Source organism: Spirosoma koreense (assembly GCF_054777875.1).
In genome coordinates this window covers 1,180,368-1,196,639 of record NZ_BAAHAC010000022.1, presented here as the reverse complement: position 1 = coordinate 1,196,639, position 16,272 = coordinate 1,180,368, and the positions used below count along the sequence as shown (strand labels likewise).

The window sequence follows — 16,272 nt, the reverse complement described above, 5'->3', positions numbered from 1 at the left end:
CCGTAGCCCACCCCCATGCCCCATGCCCTTACCCCCTTGCCCCATGCCCACCACCCCACCCCGCTTCGTGACCCGTCTGCTCCGCTGGCTTCTGGCCCCCCACCGCGTGGAGGAACTGGAAGGCGACCTGGATGAGCTGTTTCGGCAACGCATTCAGGAAGTAGGCTTATCCGAAGCGCGGTGGCGCTATGTGCGGGACGTCGTGAGCCTGCTGCGCCCCTCCATGATTAAAAGACAATCTCCGCATTACCCAACCCCAGCTTTTACCACTATGCTACGGAATTACCTAAAAATTGCCCTCCGGAACCTGGCCCGGAACCGGGTGTATTCATTCATCAACATTGGTGGACTGGCCGTGGGAATGGCTGTGGCCATGCTGATTGGCCTGTGGATCTACGACGAACTTTCCTTCGATCGATATTTCCAGCATTACGACCGCATTGCCAAGGTCATGCAGAACGGCAGCTTCAATGGCGAAGTCTACCACGGCGAATATAATCCGGCACCCATGGGACCGGAACTGCGGACGGTCTACGGCGATAATTTTACGCAGGTCGTCATGTCGTCCTGGACCGGCGATCATATTCTGGCGTATGGCGAGAAGAAGTTTACAAAAACCGGGAATTACCTCAGTGCCGGTGCGCCGGATATGCTCACGCTGAACATGCTGAGCGGTACGCGAGCCGGCCTAAAAGACCAGAACTCCATTTTATTGTCGGAATCGACGGCCAAAGCGCTGTTTGGCGAGACCGACCCCGTCGGGAAACTGATGAAGATCGACAACAAGCTGGACGTGAAAGTAACCGGTGTTTACGAGGATTTCCCGTACAATACGGAGTTCCGGGATATGAAATTCATGGCACCCTGGGATTTGTACGTAGCCTCGCAAGACTGGGTGAAGCGGGCGCAGGACAATGTCGAATGGGGAAACCACTCGTGGCAAGTGCTGGTTCAGCTCGCACCAAACGCCGATTTTAACGCAGTTTCGGCCAAAATCAAAAACATACGCCTGAAGCATAATCCAGAAACAGCGTTTCTGAAGCCCGTCGTTTACCTGCTACCGATGCCCAAATGGCATCTTTACTCAGGCTGGGATAAAGCCGGGAACCCAGACGGTCGGATTCAGTACGTTTGGCTCTTCGGCATCATCGGGTTGTTTGTGCTATTGCTGGCCTGCATCAATTTCATGAACCTCTCGACGGCCCGCTCCGAAAAACGCGCCAAAGAAGTCGGCATTCGCAAAGCCATCGGCTCGGTACGTAGTCAATTGATCACTCAGTTTTTTAGCGAATCGGTGCTGGTCGTTGCGTTTGCGTTCGGGCTGTCTATAGCGCTGGTACTGTTGATTCTGCCTGTTTTTAACGAGGTGGCGGATAAACAGATCCATCTTTTGTGGACGAATCCGGTTTTCTGGCTTTGTGGCATCGGCTTCAGTTTAGTAACCGGTCTGGTTGCGGGGAGTTATCCAGCGCTTTACTTATCGTCGTTTCAGGCTGTTAAAGTACTGAAAGGCACCTTCCGGGTCGGGCGTTTTGCGTCGCTGCCCCGGCAGGTGCTGGTCGTGGTGCAGTTCACCGTTTCGGTTACGCTCATCATCGGCACCATCATTGTTTTCCGGCAGATTCAGTACGCCAAAAACCGCCCGGTCGGCTATAATCGGACTGGCCTGATCACTGTCGCCATGAACACGCCGGAACTGCATCAGCACTACAATGCGCTCCGAGACGCGCTCATCCAGACCGGTGCGGCTGTCGACATGTCGACCTCATCGGCTCCGGCAACGGATCTTAATTCGCAAAATAACGGCTTCACCTGGGAAGGGAAAGACCCAAATTTCAAAGAGAGCTTCGGGACTATTGCTATTTCACATGATTTCGGCCGAACGGTGGGCTGGCAGTTTGTGCAGGGCCGCGACCTATCCCGGCAATTTACCAGTGATTCATCGGGCATGGTGCTTAACGAAACGGCCGTTCGTTATATGGGCCTGAAAGATCCCGTCGGCAAGCAGATCAAATGGAATAACACGCCTTTCCGGGTGGTGGGCGTCATTAAAGATATGCTGATGGAATCGCCCTTTAAACCGGTTACCCAGACTGTTTATATGCTAAATTACGGCTGGGCTAATGTCATCAACATCAGGCTCAACCCAGCTCGCAGCGCCACCGAGTCACTGGCTAAAATTGCAACAGTGTTCCGTAAATTCAATCCGGGCAGCCCATTCGATTACCGGTTCACGGATCAACAGTACGCCCTGAAGTTCGCGGCCGAAGAACGAATTGGCAAACTGGCTTCCGGCTTTGCCATACTGGCTATTCTGATCAGTTGTCTGGGTCTGTTTGGGCTGGCCTCGTTCGTGGCTGAGCAGCGCACCAAAGAAATGGGTGTCCGTAAAGTACTGGGGGCTTCTGTCGCGAATCTGTGGCTGATGCTCTCCCGCGACTTTGTGATACTGGTTATCATTGCCTTCGGACTGGCGGCCTTCATCGCCTACTATTTTCTGAACGGCTGGCTCCAGAAATACGAATATCGGACAGAACTCTCGTGGTGGATTTTCGCCGTCGCGGGCGTCGGCGCCCTGTTCGTCACCCTACTAACGGTCAGCTATCAAAGCATCAAAGCGGCTCTGATGAACCCAATAAAAAGTCTGCGTTCTGAATAGCATAGGGCGTGGGGATAGGGGCATAGGATAAGAGTAGCCGTACCCCACCCCCAACCCCATGCCCTTACCCCCTTGCCCCATGCCCAACAAACCACCCCGCTTCGTGACCCGCTTGCTTCACTGGCTGCTCCCCTTTCACCGCGTGGAGGAACTGGAAGGCGATCTGGATGAGCTGTTTCGGCAACGCATTCAGGAAGTAGGCTTATTCGAAGCGCGGTGGCGCTATGTGCGGGACGTCGTGAGCCTGCTGCGGCCGTCACTGATGAAACGTAAAGTAAACCCATACCCGAGACCAAGCCATACAACTATGTTTCGCAACTATCTGACCATCGCTTTCCGAAACCTGACTAAGAACCGAGTATACTCCTTCATCAACATTTTTGGGCTGGCTTCGGGCATGGCCGTCGCGATGCTGATTGGCCTCTGGCTGTATGACGAACTCTCGTTCAACAGACAGTTTAAAAATCATGACCGACTGGCTATGCTCTGGCAGTTTGTGAAGTTCGACGTTGAAAAGGTAGCCTACGATGTGATGCCGATTCCACTGGCGCAGGAGCTGCGGAGCAAGTATTCCGATTTCGAATCGGTGGGACTATCCAAATCGCGCGACGTTATTGTAGCGGCCGGGGAGCGAAAGCTCCTGAAAACCGGCAATTACGTCGAGCCTGACGTTATCGATATGTTATCGCCGAACGTCGTTTCGGGCACCCGGTTCGGAAGCCAGGACGTGAATACGATTCTGCTGTCCAGGTCGCTGGCACAAGCGCTTTTCGACGCCCAAAGCCCGCTCGATAAGCTGATCAGACTCGACAATAAGCAGACCGTAAAAGTGGCCGGTGTATACGAGGACTTTCCAGCCAACAGCACTTTCCACGACGTCATGTTTCTGATTCCCTGGAAATTTTATGCAGCCAACGATGAGGGAGCCAGACGCGACCGGGACGAATGGGATTCCAATTCTTACCAGATTTACGTCCAGCTCAGACCCGGTGCCGATTTTGACCAGGTATCAACCAAAATCAGGGACATCCGCATGCAGCGGGATAATCCACCGGGCTATAAACCCGAATTCTTTCTGCACCCGATGTCGAAATGGCATCTGTACGCTGATTTCAAAAATGGCGTCAATACGGGCGGGACGATTACGTTTGTCTGGCTGTTTGGAAGCATTGGCGTTATGGTGCTGCTGCTAGCTTGCATCAACTTCATGAACCTAAGCACCGCACGAAGCGAAAAACGCGCCAAGGAAGTGGGTATCCGCAAAGCCATCGGCTCCTTGCGTAGTCAGTTGATCAGTCAGTTTCTGGGCGAATCGCTCCTCATGGCGATGTTGGCTTTTATTCTGTCTATTCTGTTCGTACAGCTTACACTACCGTTTTTCAATCAGGTGGCCGAGAAAAATATGGCCATTCTGTGGACCAAACCACTGTTCTGGCTTGCCGGACTTAGTTTCAGCCTGCTAAGCGGCCTGATTGCGGGAAGTTACCCAGCCTTGTACTTATCTGCCTTCCAGCCTATCAAAGTATTGAAGGGTATGATGCGAACCAGTCGGTCGACTACGATTCCCAGGCGGCTACTGGTCGGTTTTCAGTTTACGGTTTCCGTTGTACTCATCATCGGCACCATTATCGTATTCCGGCAGATCGAACATGCCAAAGACCGTCCGGTAGGCTATAGCCGCAGTGGCCTGATCGAAATCGGCATGAATGCCCCCGAGTTGTTCCGGCATTATACGGCCCTTCGTGAGGATCTGCTCAATACAGGAGCCGTCGACGGTATGTCTGAATCGTCGGATCCGATAACATCCCAGGCGGGTGGTACAACCGATATTTCGTGGAAGGGCAAAAAGCCTGGTAGTAAACCACTGGTCATGACGAATTACGTAACGCACGATTACGGCAAAACGATTGGCTGGCAGATCCGGGAAGGACGGGATTTTTCCCGGACTTATTCAACCGATACGGCTTCGATCATCCTGAACGAAGCGGCTGTTAGGCTGATGGCATTCAGAAACCCAATCGGCGAATTCGTTGGTCGGGCAGGTCGGCAATTCAAGGTTATTGGCGTTGTCAAAGACATGATCAAGGAAGATCCATTCAAACCGGTCAACCCCTCGTTTTTTGTTATTGATTACGGAAATGTCAATACGATCAATATCCGCCTGGCTCCGCAGCTATCGACCAGCGAAGCGTTGTCGAAAGTAGAACAGGTTTTTAAACGCTACAGCCCCGATTCTCCGTTCGATTACAAATTTGCGGACGCCCAATACGATCGAAAATTCGGGACCGAACAACGGATTGGCCGATTAGCGGGTGGGTTCGCCGGCTTAGCCATCCTGATCAGTTGTCTGGGCTTGTTTGGGCTGGCCTCGTTCATGGCTGAGCAACGCACCAAGGAAATCGGCATTCGAAAAGTGCTGGGTGCGTCGGTGTTCAATGTCTGGGGTTTGTTATCGAAAGAGTTCGTCATGCTGATTCTGGTGGCGTTCTGTCTGGCGGCCCCTATTGCGTACTACCTGCTGTCAGACTGGCTCCAGAATTACCAGTACCGCACGGAGCTGTCGTGGTGGATTTTTGCGCTGGCGGGCCTGGGAGCGCTGGCCGTTACGCTGCTGACGGTCAGTTTCCAGAGCATCAAAGCGGCCCTGATGAACCCGGTCAAAAGTTTGCGAAGTGAATAAGATGAGGATGGTAAGGGATGCCCGGCATGGTAAGGGTTGCAGGGATGGCGGAAAGGTGCCCGTACGCTAACTTATTCTCCTCGAAATCAACCTGATTGATACGGGCAAGCGGCAAAATATCGTAACTTCTCTACGGCTAAATCGGGGGTCGTATGAGAACGTTATGGAGCATAGCCTTACTGAGTTTATCGATGATCGGCAGTAGAAGCTGGGCGCAGAAAAGCAGCTCAGCCAAAAGCCTGCAGGCAGGGCTTCAGGGAGAGTATTTCGATGGACCCAATTTCGAACGAAAGGTCCTCACCCGAACCGATCCACAGGTCAATTTTAACTGGAACTGGGCTTCACCAGGGCCGGGGGTTCCGCGCGAATATTTCTCGGTTCGCTGGACGGGAAAACTTTACGCCCCTACGTCGGGCAAATACCGGTTCAGCGCAACGGTCGACGATGGCGTGCGGGTTTGGGTGGGTGGCTGGAAGGTAATCGACGAATGGCGTAAGCAAGACGACAGCCGCTTTGTCGGAGAAATTTCGCTGACCGGTAAGCAGCTCTACGACCTGCGAATCGAGTACTACAACGACTGGAAAGGTAGCGTTATCTCGGTCTTCTGGCAATCCCCTGAAGACCAGCGTCTGTTCAGTTTCAATGCACCACCCAACCAGGTCATTCCGGCCAAGTACCTGTTCAGTAAGCCGGTGGTCGCTCCTCCCACTCCGGTCCGTCGTGAACCCGTACACCCGCGCGCACTGCTGGTTACTACCGGTCTCCGCGTCGCAAAAACCATATCTGCAAAAACTCCCGATACCAAACCCCTCGCTTTCCGGACGGTTTCGATCGCTAAAGCCACACCCCCACCGAAGCCCATTTCGGCGGTCGTTACACCCGATACGCCTGCGGTTGTCCCAGCCAATACGGCCGGACGGTCGTTTACAAGCTTCAGCGTAGGCAAACCGGTTACCTTCCAGCAGGTAGGGTTTGCGCAGGGTGAGTATACGCTGCTGCCTGAGTCATATGCCGAGTTAGACCGGTTGGTGCAGGCTTTACAGGCGAATCCGGCGCTCCAGATTGAGATCGCCGGGCATACCGATAATGTGGGAGACAAACGCCTGAATCAGACCCTGTCGGAATACCGCGCGAAAGTGGTGGCCCATTACATCAGCCAACATGGAGTTGCCGAAACCCGCATTACGGCGAAAGGCTACGGAGGCTCCCGGCCTGTTACCGACAATACCAGCGAAAAACTTCGGGCGCAAAACCGCCGGGTCGAGTTCACGGTAAGCGAGTGAAGGGCAATGAGGGTAGGGGTAAGGGCACGGGGCATAGGGTGAAGCATCGAGGAAGAAGCGCGGATTTACAGTACTCTACACCCTTCCCCCTCTGCCCTAAGCCCTTCCCCTCTGCCCCTACCCCTGCCCCACTAAACACCGTTCGACTAAGTAGATTTGTAAGCAATCGGTTTTATCCGCAACTTGCCGGTTCCTACAGCACGCTGATCTGGCATGAAAACCATCCTGTTCGTTCTAATTCCCCTTTCGCTAGGGCTCTTCTATAGCCTGTCATCTTCCAATATAGGGGGTTACATTCCCGGTCCGGTAAATCGGAAAACCACTATTATAAAGTCGTCCCTGATGACGGGGGCCGATCAAACGGCCGCTTATCTCCCCTATCTCAAAGGGAAACGCATCGGCATGGTGGTCAATCAAACGTCGATTATCGGCAGTAAGCCCAGTGTCGATAGTCTGGTGAGTCTCGGCGTGAACGTGGTGAAAATTTTCGGACCGGAACACGGCTTTCGGGGCAATGCCAGCAACGGTGCTAAGGTCGACGACAGCGTCGATCCGAAAACCGGGATTCAAGTGGTTTCGCTGTACGGCAAGAATTCACGGCCATCGCAGGAACATCTGGCAGACATCGACCTGTTGATTTACGACATCCAGGATGTGGGCGCGCGCTTTTATACCTACATCAACACGCTCAACCACGTGATGGAATCCTGCGCCAAAAACAACAAAGAGCTGATGATTCTGGACCGGCCGAACCCGAACGGTTTTGTTGTCGATGGACCCATTCTGGAAGATCACCTGCATTCGGGAATCGGTATGCACAAGATTCCGATTACGCATGGCATGACCATGGCCGAATTTGCGCAGATGGTCAACGGCGAAGGCTGGAGCCTGCCCGGCAAAAATTCGTGCAAGCTGCGCATCATCAAGCTGGCCAACTACAACCACGACATGCCTTACACGCTGCCTGTTCTGCCATCGCCGAACCTGAATACGCAACAGGCCATTCTGCTGTATCCCAGTCTTTGTCTGTTCGAGGGTACGATTATCAGCCAGGGACGAGGCACGTACATGCCCTTCACGGTACTGGGCGCTCCGGCTCTGAAAGGAAAGTATTCGTTTTCGTTCCGGCCGGTCAGCCTCAAAGGCATGAGCGAAACTCCGCTCCATCAGGATACCGATTGCTACGGGCTCGACCTGCGGAAATACGACACCAATATCTTCCGCAAAACGAAACAGATTAACCTGCAATGGCTGATGGAGCTTTACAAGGCGTATCCCGATAAAGCCCGTTTTTTCGACATGAGCCAAAGTAAGCAGATGGGCAACTTCGATAAGCTTGCCGGCACGGAAACGCTCAAGCAGCAAATTATCGCGGGCAAATCCGAAAAAGAAATTCGCCAGAGTTGGGAGCCCGGCCTGTCGGAATTTAAGCAGATGCGAAAAAAGTATTTGCTATATCCGTAACGCCTTTCGTCGGAAGCCCGGTGCACTGACAGGCAAGGTTAAATTTGGGTACAGGAACGATGGATTTGCCTAGCCCTTTTTGCGGTACGTATCGATTCACTGGTTTTCGGGCCACTGTCCAGGTCATGTATACCCGCTTATTCGTTGCCTGCATGCCTAAAGTTATTTTTAGATTTGCTTCATCAACTATGGCGCTACTTTCAATAGAGAGCCCTTTTCAAAAAGAATCTGATTTCTGTTTCCTGCAGCTTTTGCCAGTAAGCCACCGGCTTAGGCGTGCCGGCTAATACCCAGTTTCTTCATCTTCGACTCCAGTGTTGTCGGAATCAGGTCCAGAATAGCTGCCGCACCATTTTTACCACTTACTTTCCAGCGGGTTGTTTCCAGTACCGACAGGATGTGTGCCCGCTCGCACTCTTCCAGCGTAATAGGGTTTACTCGTTTATTGAGCGTGGTTTTTCGCGTCAGCCAATCGCCAAGTTCAAGTGTGCGGCCCGACGAAATGATGAGTGATCGTTCGACAATATTTTCGAGTTCGCGGATGTTACCCGGCCAGTTATAGGCACAAAGCGCATCCAGTACATCCTGGGTAATGATCTCTATTTTCCGACCGATACCGGGGCCGTGTTTGGTGCAGAAGTGACGAACCAGCAAGGGGATATCTTCTTTGCGGTCTCGTAACGGCGGACTTTGCAGCGGAAAAACGTTCAGTCGATAATATAAATCTTCCCGAAAGCGCCCTTCCTGAATTTCAGTCTCTAAATTTCGATTGGTGGCAGCAATCAGCCGGACGTTCACTTTCAGGGTTTTGCTACTGCCCAGTCGTTCAAACTCGCCTTCCTGCAATACCCGCAGTAATTTGGCCTGAAGTTCGATGGGCATTTCCCCAATTTCATCTAAAAAAATAGTACCTCCATTGGCTAGTTCAAATCGCCCGATTTTCTGATTGGCAGCGCCGGTAAACGCGCCTTTTTCGTGCCCGAACAACTCACTTTCGATCAATGTGGCGGGGAGAACCGCGCAGTTAACTTTGACCAGGGGCCGATTTCGGCGGCTGCTCAGATTGTGTACGGCTCTGGCCAGTAACTCTTTACCCGTACCCGATTCGCCCAGAATTAGCACCGACGTGTTGGTTGTCGCAACCCGTTCGACCTGCGTAAGGACTTTCCGAAACAGCTTGCTCTGGGTAACGATCTCCTCAAAATTGCTGGTCGATTTGATCTCTTCACGTAGATAGACATTTTCGGCCCGTAGCTGGTTGGTCAGTTTTTCGACCTCCTTTAATGCTTTCGAAAGCTCTTCCGTGCGCTCAGCCACCCGTTGTTCGAGTAACTGGTTGGCCTGTTGCAACTCCCAGCGGAGCTTACGAAGGGTCAGATGGGTATCGATCCGTGAGAGTACTTCCTGAAGTTGAAAGGGTTTGGTGATGTAATCAACAGCGCCCATGTTGAAGCCATTGACTTTATCAATCGTTTCGGAGAGCGCCGTCATAAAAATAACCGGAATATCCTGCGTTTCGGAGTCGTGTTTGAGCCGACGACAGGTTTCAAAGCCATCCATGCCCGGCATCATCACATCCAGCAGCACTAGGTCGGGCCGGGCATACCGAATCTGCTCGATAGCGCTTTTGCCGTCGCGTTCAACCAGCACTTTGTAGCCGTTGCTGCTTAGGGTTTCAAACAGAATACTGATATTGTTGGGCGTATCGTCAACGATCAGAATGTTGGCGGATGCAGGGCCAGTCTGATTAATCATGGGGTTCCAGGCAAGTTTTAAGGTACTGTCGGATGTTCTTGGTATCAAATACGTCGGCCATTTTCCGAATTTCATTCACAAAAGGCTGATAGGCTGGATCAAGTGTTTCGATAAAGCGCAGTTGAGTCAGGATGCCCTGGATATCACCTGTCATGGCCAATTTGTGCAGGTCTTCGAGATGCTGGACGGAAGGCAGTTGAAGGCGTTCGGAATGCTCCTTTTGTTCCATACCATTGGCCGGTTCACTGCCCAGTTCTACCTTCCAGGCACTGTTTTCCACCCCTTCGGCTCGGGTGATGGCCAGCAATTTATTGATGAGCGTCAGCAGGTTATCACCGCTTTCCTCGATGATGCGGATACCTTTCATCTGGGTGGTAGTCAGCGAGGTATCCTGACGCAGTAATTGGGCAAACCCCAGAATGCCATTGAGCGGAGTGCGTAATTCGTGGCTCATATTCGCCAGAAACTCGCTTTTGGCCCGGTTCGCCCGTTCAGCTGCTTCTTTAGCCGTTTTTAAGTGAACAGCCTGCGCTTCCAGTTCTTCTTTTTGCCGAACTACCTCCGCCGTTCGGGCGTCGACAAGTCGTTCCAGTTTTGTTTTCTCATTTGTCAGATGGCGCGTATAATAGCGAATCAGTTTGTTAAGGAGAAGAACGAATAGACAACCATAGAACAGATACGCTATTTTCGTCTGATACCAGGGGGGAAGTACGTTAAATGAATAGGTGCTCTCGCGGCTAAGCTGTCGGTAAGGGTTGCGGGCCCGCACAATAAATGTGTACATTCCTGCGGGCAGATTGGTGTATTCTTTCTTGGTTTCTTTCGTCCATTTCGACCAATTCGTATCGTCCATCATCAGCCCATGACCCATCAGCCGGTACTGGAATTCATTGCCACCCTCGCCCACGAAACTACTTGCGGAGAAATTAAACGAAATGGCCCGATCCCGGTAAACCAGTTCGATCCCGGATTCGTTGGCGGGGTTCGCCACAGCCAGTAGGGAATCGGACTGCGTCAGCCGGATTTCGCGAATCAGGGTCGAATAGGCTGGTGTCGGTAATTTTCGGCTATCGTCGAACCGATACAGGGCTTCGTCGTTGCCAATCCAGACAATGCCATTGGCTTCAGGATATACGGCAAAGCCTCCCCGCTGAATGGGTGACAGACTTAGACTGTCGTGGGCAAATGACCCGTTAGGCCGCTGACGCAACAGGCCCGGCGGATGCGAAAACCAGAATGTGTGCTTAGTATCCTGCGCGAAATAAGGCGATCCAATAGCTGAATCAGGAAACAGGGAACTAAACCGGGTATCTTCCACAAACCGGTCGGTGCGGGTAACATACCGGTAAATGCGATTCTTGGTGGTAAAAAACAGGCCGTCTGGGGTAGAGAAAACATAATTCCAGATTAACTGATTTAGCCCTTTGTTCAGCCCATAGTGCCGAATCGGCGGATTCAGGCTAATACCACCCGATAGATTGATGTGATAAAAGCCCTGTAAGTGCGTACCCACCCAAAGATTTCCGTCAGGCTCTTCTACGATGGACCAGCATTCGCCGGAGATGCCCTGTAGCCGACCCAGCCATCGTAACTGTCCGTTCGTGAATCGGAGTACGTTGACCCCATCAAACATGGCGGCAAACACCACAGTGGTATCCACTCGGGAACGCGTCAGTGCATACGCCATCCCCCCGCTCATAGGTACGGTCTGTTGCAACTCCCCATCCCGAACGCGCATTACAGCTCCCATTGCCCCAACGAGCAGGTCGCGTCCGTAGGAAATCATATCCCAACAGGGTGATTCCGATCCGCTCACCGACAGAAAAGAACCCACTTGCTTATCTAAATAAAACAGCCCGACGTTTGTACCCGCATAAAGCCGCTTCTCGTGCCGAAACACATCCCAAACCGTAGCTCTGATGTTGAGGCTGGTGCCAAACCGGGTTATTGGGCTACTCACTTCGATTTTTTCGATGCCATTTGCCAATCCGGCCCAAAGTGTTTTCTGTTTATCGAGAAACAGGCAATGCACCTGATTTTTACTCAATCCAGTTTGCTCATGAAGATGCTGGAAGAGTCGCCCATCAGCCTCCAGAATGCTGATGCCTCCGCGCAGACTCGAAATAGCGTAACGAACGGCTCCTGATGCCGAATCAGGTAGAGCAATAGCCTGGGAAACGGTACTGTGCCTGAGCCAGTTTTCTTCGGTTGTGGTTAGATGAGTTACCGTTGCCGGAACGGGATGAGGGTGCAAAAATGGGGCGTCGTACAGAAATAACCCATCACGCTGGGTAACTACCAGCAGTTTCTGACCAGCATACGGCAGAATGGATTGTATCGTGACATTGGTAAATTGCTTGCCTTCGGGAACGGGTTTAACCCGCCCTTCCTCATCAAGCTGCATCAGGCCAAGCCCTTCATCCTGAACGAAAATGGTTTGGTGTACATAACTGGCCAGTTGAAACAATCGTTTCGGGTACCAGATCTGTAGCGGTTCATTAGGCCGATACCGAATGATTTTCCGGAAGGTGCAGAAGTAAACGCCAGACGGGGTGCAAAATAAACGCCAGACGGGCGGCACGTTACGGTCAGAAGCAGGCAGTCGATTCGATAGGGATACAAACTGCATTCGACCGGTGGGGGCAGCTTTCAGAAAGCCGAAATCGGTTTGGGTACCTACGAAAACAGTACCGGTTTGGTCGACCGCTAAAGCGCGTACGGTAAGGCCGGGAACCTCGATAAGTCGCCACGTACTGCCGTCGTATTCGAGCAGGCCGTTGTAGTTGCCGACGTAGAGGACACCCCGTTTGTCCTGCACGATGGCCCGATTTTCGGGATGCGCCTGATAATCTCTGGGACTGAAATGCTGACAAAGTGGGCTACCGACTTCCTGCGCTATCGCCGAATTACCTGCCAGTAATCCGAGTACGATGAGTAAATCTTTAATTTTCATAACGGCTTACTTGTCAGACAGGCACAATTGGCCTTCCGTAAGCCCCGCAAGTTTCGTTCCTACTTCTACAATTGACATTAGGCCTGTTAAAAGCCACCCCATACGAATAATCTAGCCTTTTTGCTAACAACAGGTATCCGAAATGCATAAGCCGTAGACTGATACACTTCACGATATTTCAGAACGTTCATGATATATCGTAAATGCTACCTTGAAGTTAAAGTCGCTCCCCAACCAGTTCTGGCTTATTCTCCCCCGTTCGCCAGTAGGTTTCAGGCTATTCTGCGCAAAAAACATTAGTACCTGACCTGGTTAGTTTTCAGGGAATAAAACTCGGATTTGGTCGGGTATACGGAGGAGGCACGTCCAGGAACAGAATCAATGCCAGTTGTCCTTCTCGTCCTGACATTTCAAAATACTCCCGAAATATCGGGACTTGCCAACGGGTTGGTCCAGTGTACCAATCCTAAAAAACGGCCTTCTCTGCGCTGTTAAAACCATTTTCCTGTTTTTTCCTGGCTGGTACAGTAGTTGGCAATAGATAGTCAATCGGTTACGAATACACCCTGCCTTCCGGAATGACTAGAAAACGAACGTTTAAAAAGCCCGAACGCCTACCCATGACAACACCTACTTACGATATCATTATCATCGGCACTGGCTCCGGTGGTGGAACAATTGCCCAGCGGGTAGCCCCGTCCGGCAAGCGAATCCTGATTCTGGAACGGGGCGATTTTATCCCGAAAGAAAAAGAAAACTGGGATGTTACTGAAGTCGTCGTCAAGGGACGCTATCGCACCGATGAGGTGTGGTATGACAAAGATGGCCAGCCATTCAGGCCGTTCACCCACTACGTTGTTGGGGGCAACAGCAAAATGTATGGCGCGGCCAGCTTTCGGCTCCATGAGTCCGATTTTCGACAAACGCAACACCAGGCAGGTATCTCGCCAGCCTGGCCACTAACCTATGCCGATTTTGCTCCGTACTATGCCGAAGCCGAACAACTGTTCAGCGTTCATGGCGTACGGGGCAGCGACCCTACCGAACCACCGGCTCGTGAACCCTATCCGTTTGGCCCAATTTCTCCCGAACCATTTGCCGAAGAACTGTATGAAAATGTTCGGCGGACAGGACTGAAACCATTTCCTATCCCGATGGCCGTACGACTCGCTCAGGACAAACCCGAACGCCCCGATGCCCCGACGGTACTCGGTAATTTCGATGGATTTCCTGATCCGTCTGAAGCCAAAGCCGATTCGCACGTAACCGGTGTTCGGGCGGCTTTGCAGCACCCGAATGTAACCTTGCTAACCAATGCCACGGCTACCCGGCTTATCACGGATGATAGCGGCCAGCGCATCACGGCTGTGCAGGTACAACGCAACGGCCAGACCGGGCCGCGTTCGGCCGAAATCTACCAGGCGAACGTAGTGGTGTTGGCCGCCGGGGCTATCAATTCAGCGGCTTTACTGCTCCGGTCGGCCAATGACCAACATCCCAACGGGTTGGCTAATGGCAATGGTCTGGTAGGACGGAATTATATGGCGCACATCAACGGCTGTCTGATTGCCTACACGCCCGATAAGTTGAACACGTCGTTTTTCCAGAAGTACTTCTGCATCGGCGATTACTACGAACCGACTCCCGACAATCCGCATCCGCTGGGCGAAATTCAGTTGATGGGCAAAAACGATCCACCAACCGTAGTTGATTTAGCCGCCAATTTTTTGCCCGGCAAAGAGGCTTCCTGGCTATCGGCTCACAGCATTGATTTCTGGATTACCGCCGAAGACCTGCCCGACCACGAGAATCGGGTAACGCTTACCCACGATGGGGCCATCCAGCTTATCTACCACCGCGAACGGAACAATGTAGCGGCTTTCGAGGCACTGAAACAAAAACTCAGGGATCTGTTCGTGAAGCTGGGTGAGATTGATCCGGCCCTAAAAACGGTCTACTGGTCGGGCTATGACCTTGGCCTCAGTGGTGTTTCGCACCAATGTGGCACGCTCCGCTTCGGTACCGATCCGGCAACCTCCGTACTCGATGTGAACTGCAAAGCTCACGAACTCGCCAATCTGTTTGTAGCCGATGCCAGCTTTTTCCCGTCGTCGGGCGCCTATAATCCATCGTTGACGACGGCAGCCAATGCGTTACGGGTAGGTGACTATCTACTGAAGAACGTATTGAACTGAAAAAATCATGTTAAGAGACCTACCCTTACGCGTATCGCTTTTCGGCTCGTTCACTCGTTCGTTTTTTCACTACTGCGGTTACCGGGTCGGGATCAAACTGTGAAGGAAGTGGCTACACCGGTTTCGGTATTGGGGAGTATCATCAACCAGGTTCCAACGGGCTGGCTATTGTTCCTGCCAGGTGTCTGATTGTCTGTCAGCACGGAAACCGCCGAATTATCCGTGATGCGATCAAAAACTCTATGATGGTGCTGTCGGATAACTACCAGGGTAAAAAACTGAATAGCTCGAACGGCCTGACCGTAAAAAGTAACGGCGACGTGTATTTCACCGACCCGCCGTATGGACTTCCTAATGTCTAGATGGTAAAGCCGGCTAGTATAAAATCAGACCCCTCAACGGTGGGAAACCAGCTAAACCAATTGATTAACTAACGATCATCATGTTTCAAAAACCCAACCAACGATTAGTCGGCCAAACGGCCATCATTACGGGTGCCAGTTCAGGCATCGGGAAAGCCACGGCCATTGCGCTAGCCAGTGAAGGGGCCAATGTGGTTGTCAACTATATCGGCAACCCGACAGGAGCCGAAGAAGCCGCCAACTTAATTCGGGAAAATGGCGGTCAGGCACTGCTCGCGCAGGCCGATGTAAGCAAAGAAGACCAGGTACAACAGATGTTTGCCGAGGCTGTTGCCACTTTTGGTACGGTCGATATTCTGGTGGCGAATGCAGGCTTGCAGAAAGATGCGAAGTTTATTGACATGAGCCTCAAAGACTGGCAGTTTGTGCTGGACGTGAACCTGACGGGTCAATTTTTGTGCGCCCGCGAAGCCGCCCGTGAGTTTCTGCGCCGTGGCCCACGCCCGGAAGTTTCGCACGCTACCGGTAAAATTATCTGTATGAGTTCGGTACACGAAATTATTCCCTGGGCGGGCCATTCGAATTATGCAGCTTCCAAAGGGGGAGTCATGCTGCTCATGAAATCCATTGCCCAGGAACTGGGTGGCTACAAAATTCGGGTCAATAGCGTGGCCCCCGGTGCCATTCGAACGCCCATCAACCGGGGAGCCTGGGAAACGCCACAGGCTCTGTCGAGTCTCATGCGGCTCATTCCCTACAAACGCATTGGCGAAACCTCCGATATTGGCTCGACCGTTGCCTGGCTATGCTCCGACGAAGCCGATTACATTCACGGGCATACCCTCGTTGTCGATGGGGGTATGACCCTGTACCCTGGTTTTGAAGATAACGGCTAACCGTAGCAACGCAAAGATGCGTCTC

General features: G+C 52.3%; 8 protein-coding genes. 6 read left to right on the top strand and 2 right to left on the bottom strand.

What is annotated here, in order from left to right:
* The first annotated feature begins 22 nt into the window (after positions 1-22).
* The 4 genes from ACYVC2_RS18295 (at position 23) to ACYVC2_RS18280 (ending at position 8,086) form a co-directional block, all read left to right on the top strand.
* The gene (locus ACYVC2_RS18295) at positions 23-2,659 is read left to right on the top strand and encodes an ABC transporter permease (RefSeq protein WP_461104329.1); all 2,637 of its coding nucleotides are present in this window, start codon (positions 23-25) and stop codon (positions 2,657-2,659) included.
* A 58-nt stretch (positions 2,660-2,717) separates the two neighbouring features.
* A complete protein-coding gene (locus tag ACYVC2_RS18290) occupies positions 2,718-5,339 on the top strand; it encodes an ABC transporter permease (protein ID WP_461104327.1) in 2,622 nt (873 codons plus the stop codon).
* Positions 5,340-5,491: 152 nt separating this feature from the next.
* Positions 5,492-6,622 (top strand): PA14 domain-containing protein, encoded by a 1,131-nt coding sequence (locus ACYVC2_RS18285; RefSeq protein WP_461104325.1) that lies wholly within the window; start codon positions 5,492-5,494, stop codon positions 6,620-6,622.
* Positions 6,623-6,835: 213 nt separating this feature from the next.
* Positions 6,836-8,086, top strand: a complete 1,251-nt coding sequence (locus tag ACYVC2_RS18280; RefSeq protein ID WP_461104323.1) for an exo-beta-N-acetylmuramidase NamZ family protein — start codon at positions 6,836-6,838, stop codon at positions 8,084-8,086.
* A 270-nt stretch (positions 8,087-8,356) separates the two neighbouring features.
* Here the strand turns inward: ACYVC2_RS18280 and ACYVC2_RS18275 are convergent, their stop codons facing one another.
* Positions 8,357-9,841: a sigma-54-dependent transcriptional regulator gene (locus ACYVC2_RS18275; RefSeq protein ID WP_461104321.1), complete on the bottom strand. Its 1,485-nt coding sequence runs from the start codon at positions 9,839-9,841 to the stop codon at positions 8,357-8,359.
* Entirely contained in the window at positions 9,834-12,794 is a 2,961-nt protein-coding gene (locus ACYVC2_RS18270; protein ID WP_461104319.1) for a ligand-binding sensor domain-containing protein, read from the bottom strand. The genes ACYVC2_RS18275 and ACYVC2_RS18270 overlap by 8 nt, the downstream gene beginning before the upstream one ends.
* A 620-nt stretch (positions 12,795-13,414) precedes the next feature.
* Between ACYVC2_RS18270 and ACYVC2_RS18265 the strand changes: the two genes are divergently transcribed.
* Both ACYVC2_RS18265 and ACYVC2_RS18260 read left to right on the top strand, forming a co-directional pair.
* Positions 13,415-14,989, top strand: coding sequence for a GMC oxidoreductase (locus ACYVC2_RS18265; RefSeq protein WP_461104317.1), 1,575 nt, complete (start codon positions 13,415-13,417; stop codon positions 14,987-14,989).
* Positions 14,990-15,431: 442 nt separating this feature from the next.
* Positions 15,432-16,247, top strand: a complete 816-nt coding sequence (locus tag ACYVC2_RS18260) for an SDR family oxidoreductase (protein WP_461104315.1) — start codon at positions 15,432-15,434, stop codon at positions 16,245-16,247.
* Positions 16,248-16,272 lie beyond the last annotated feature (25 nt).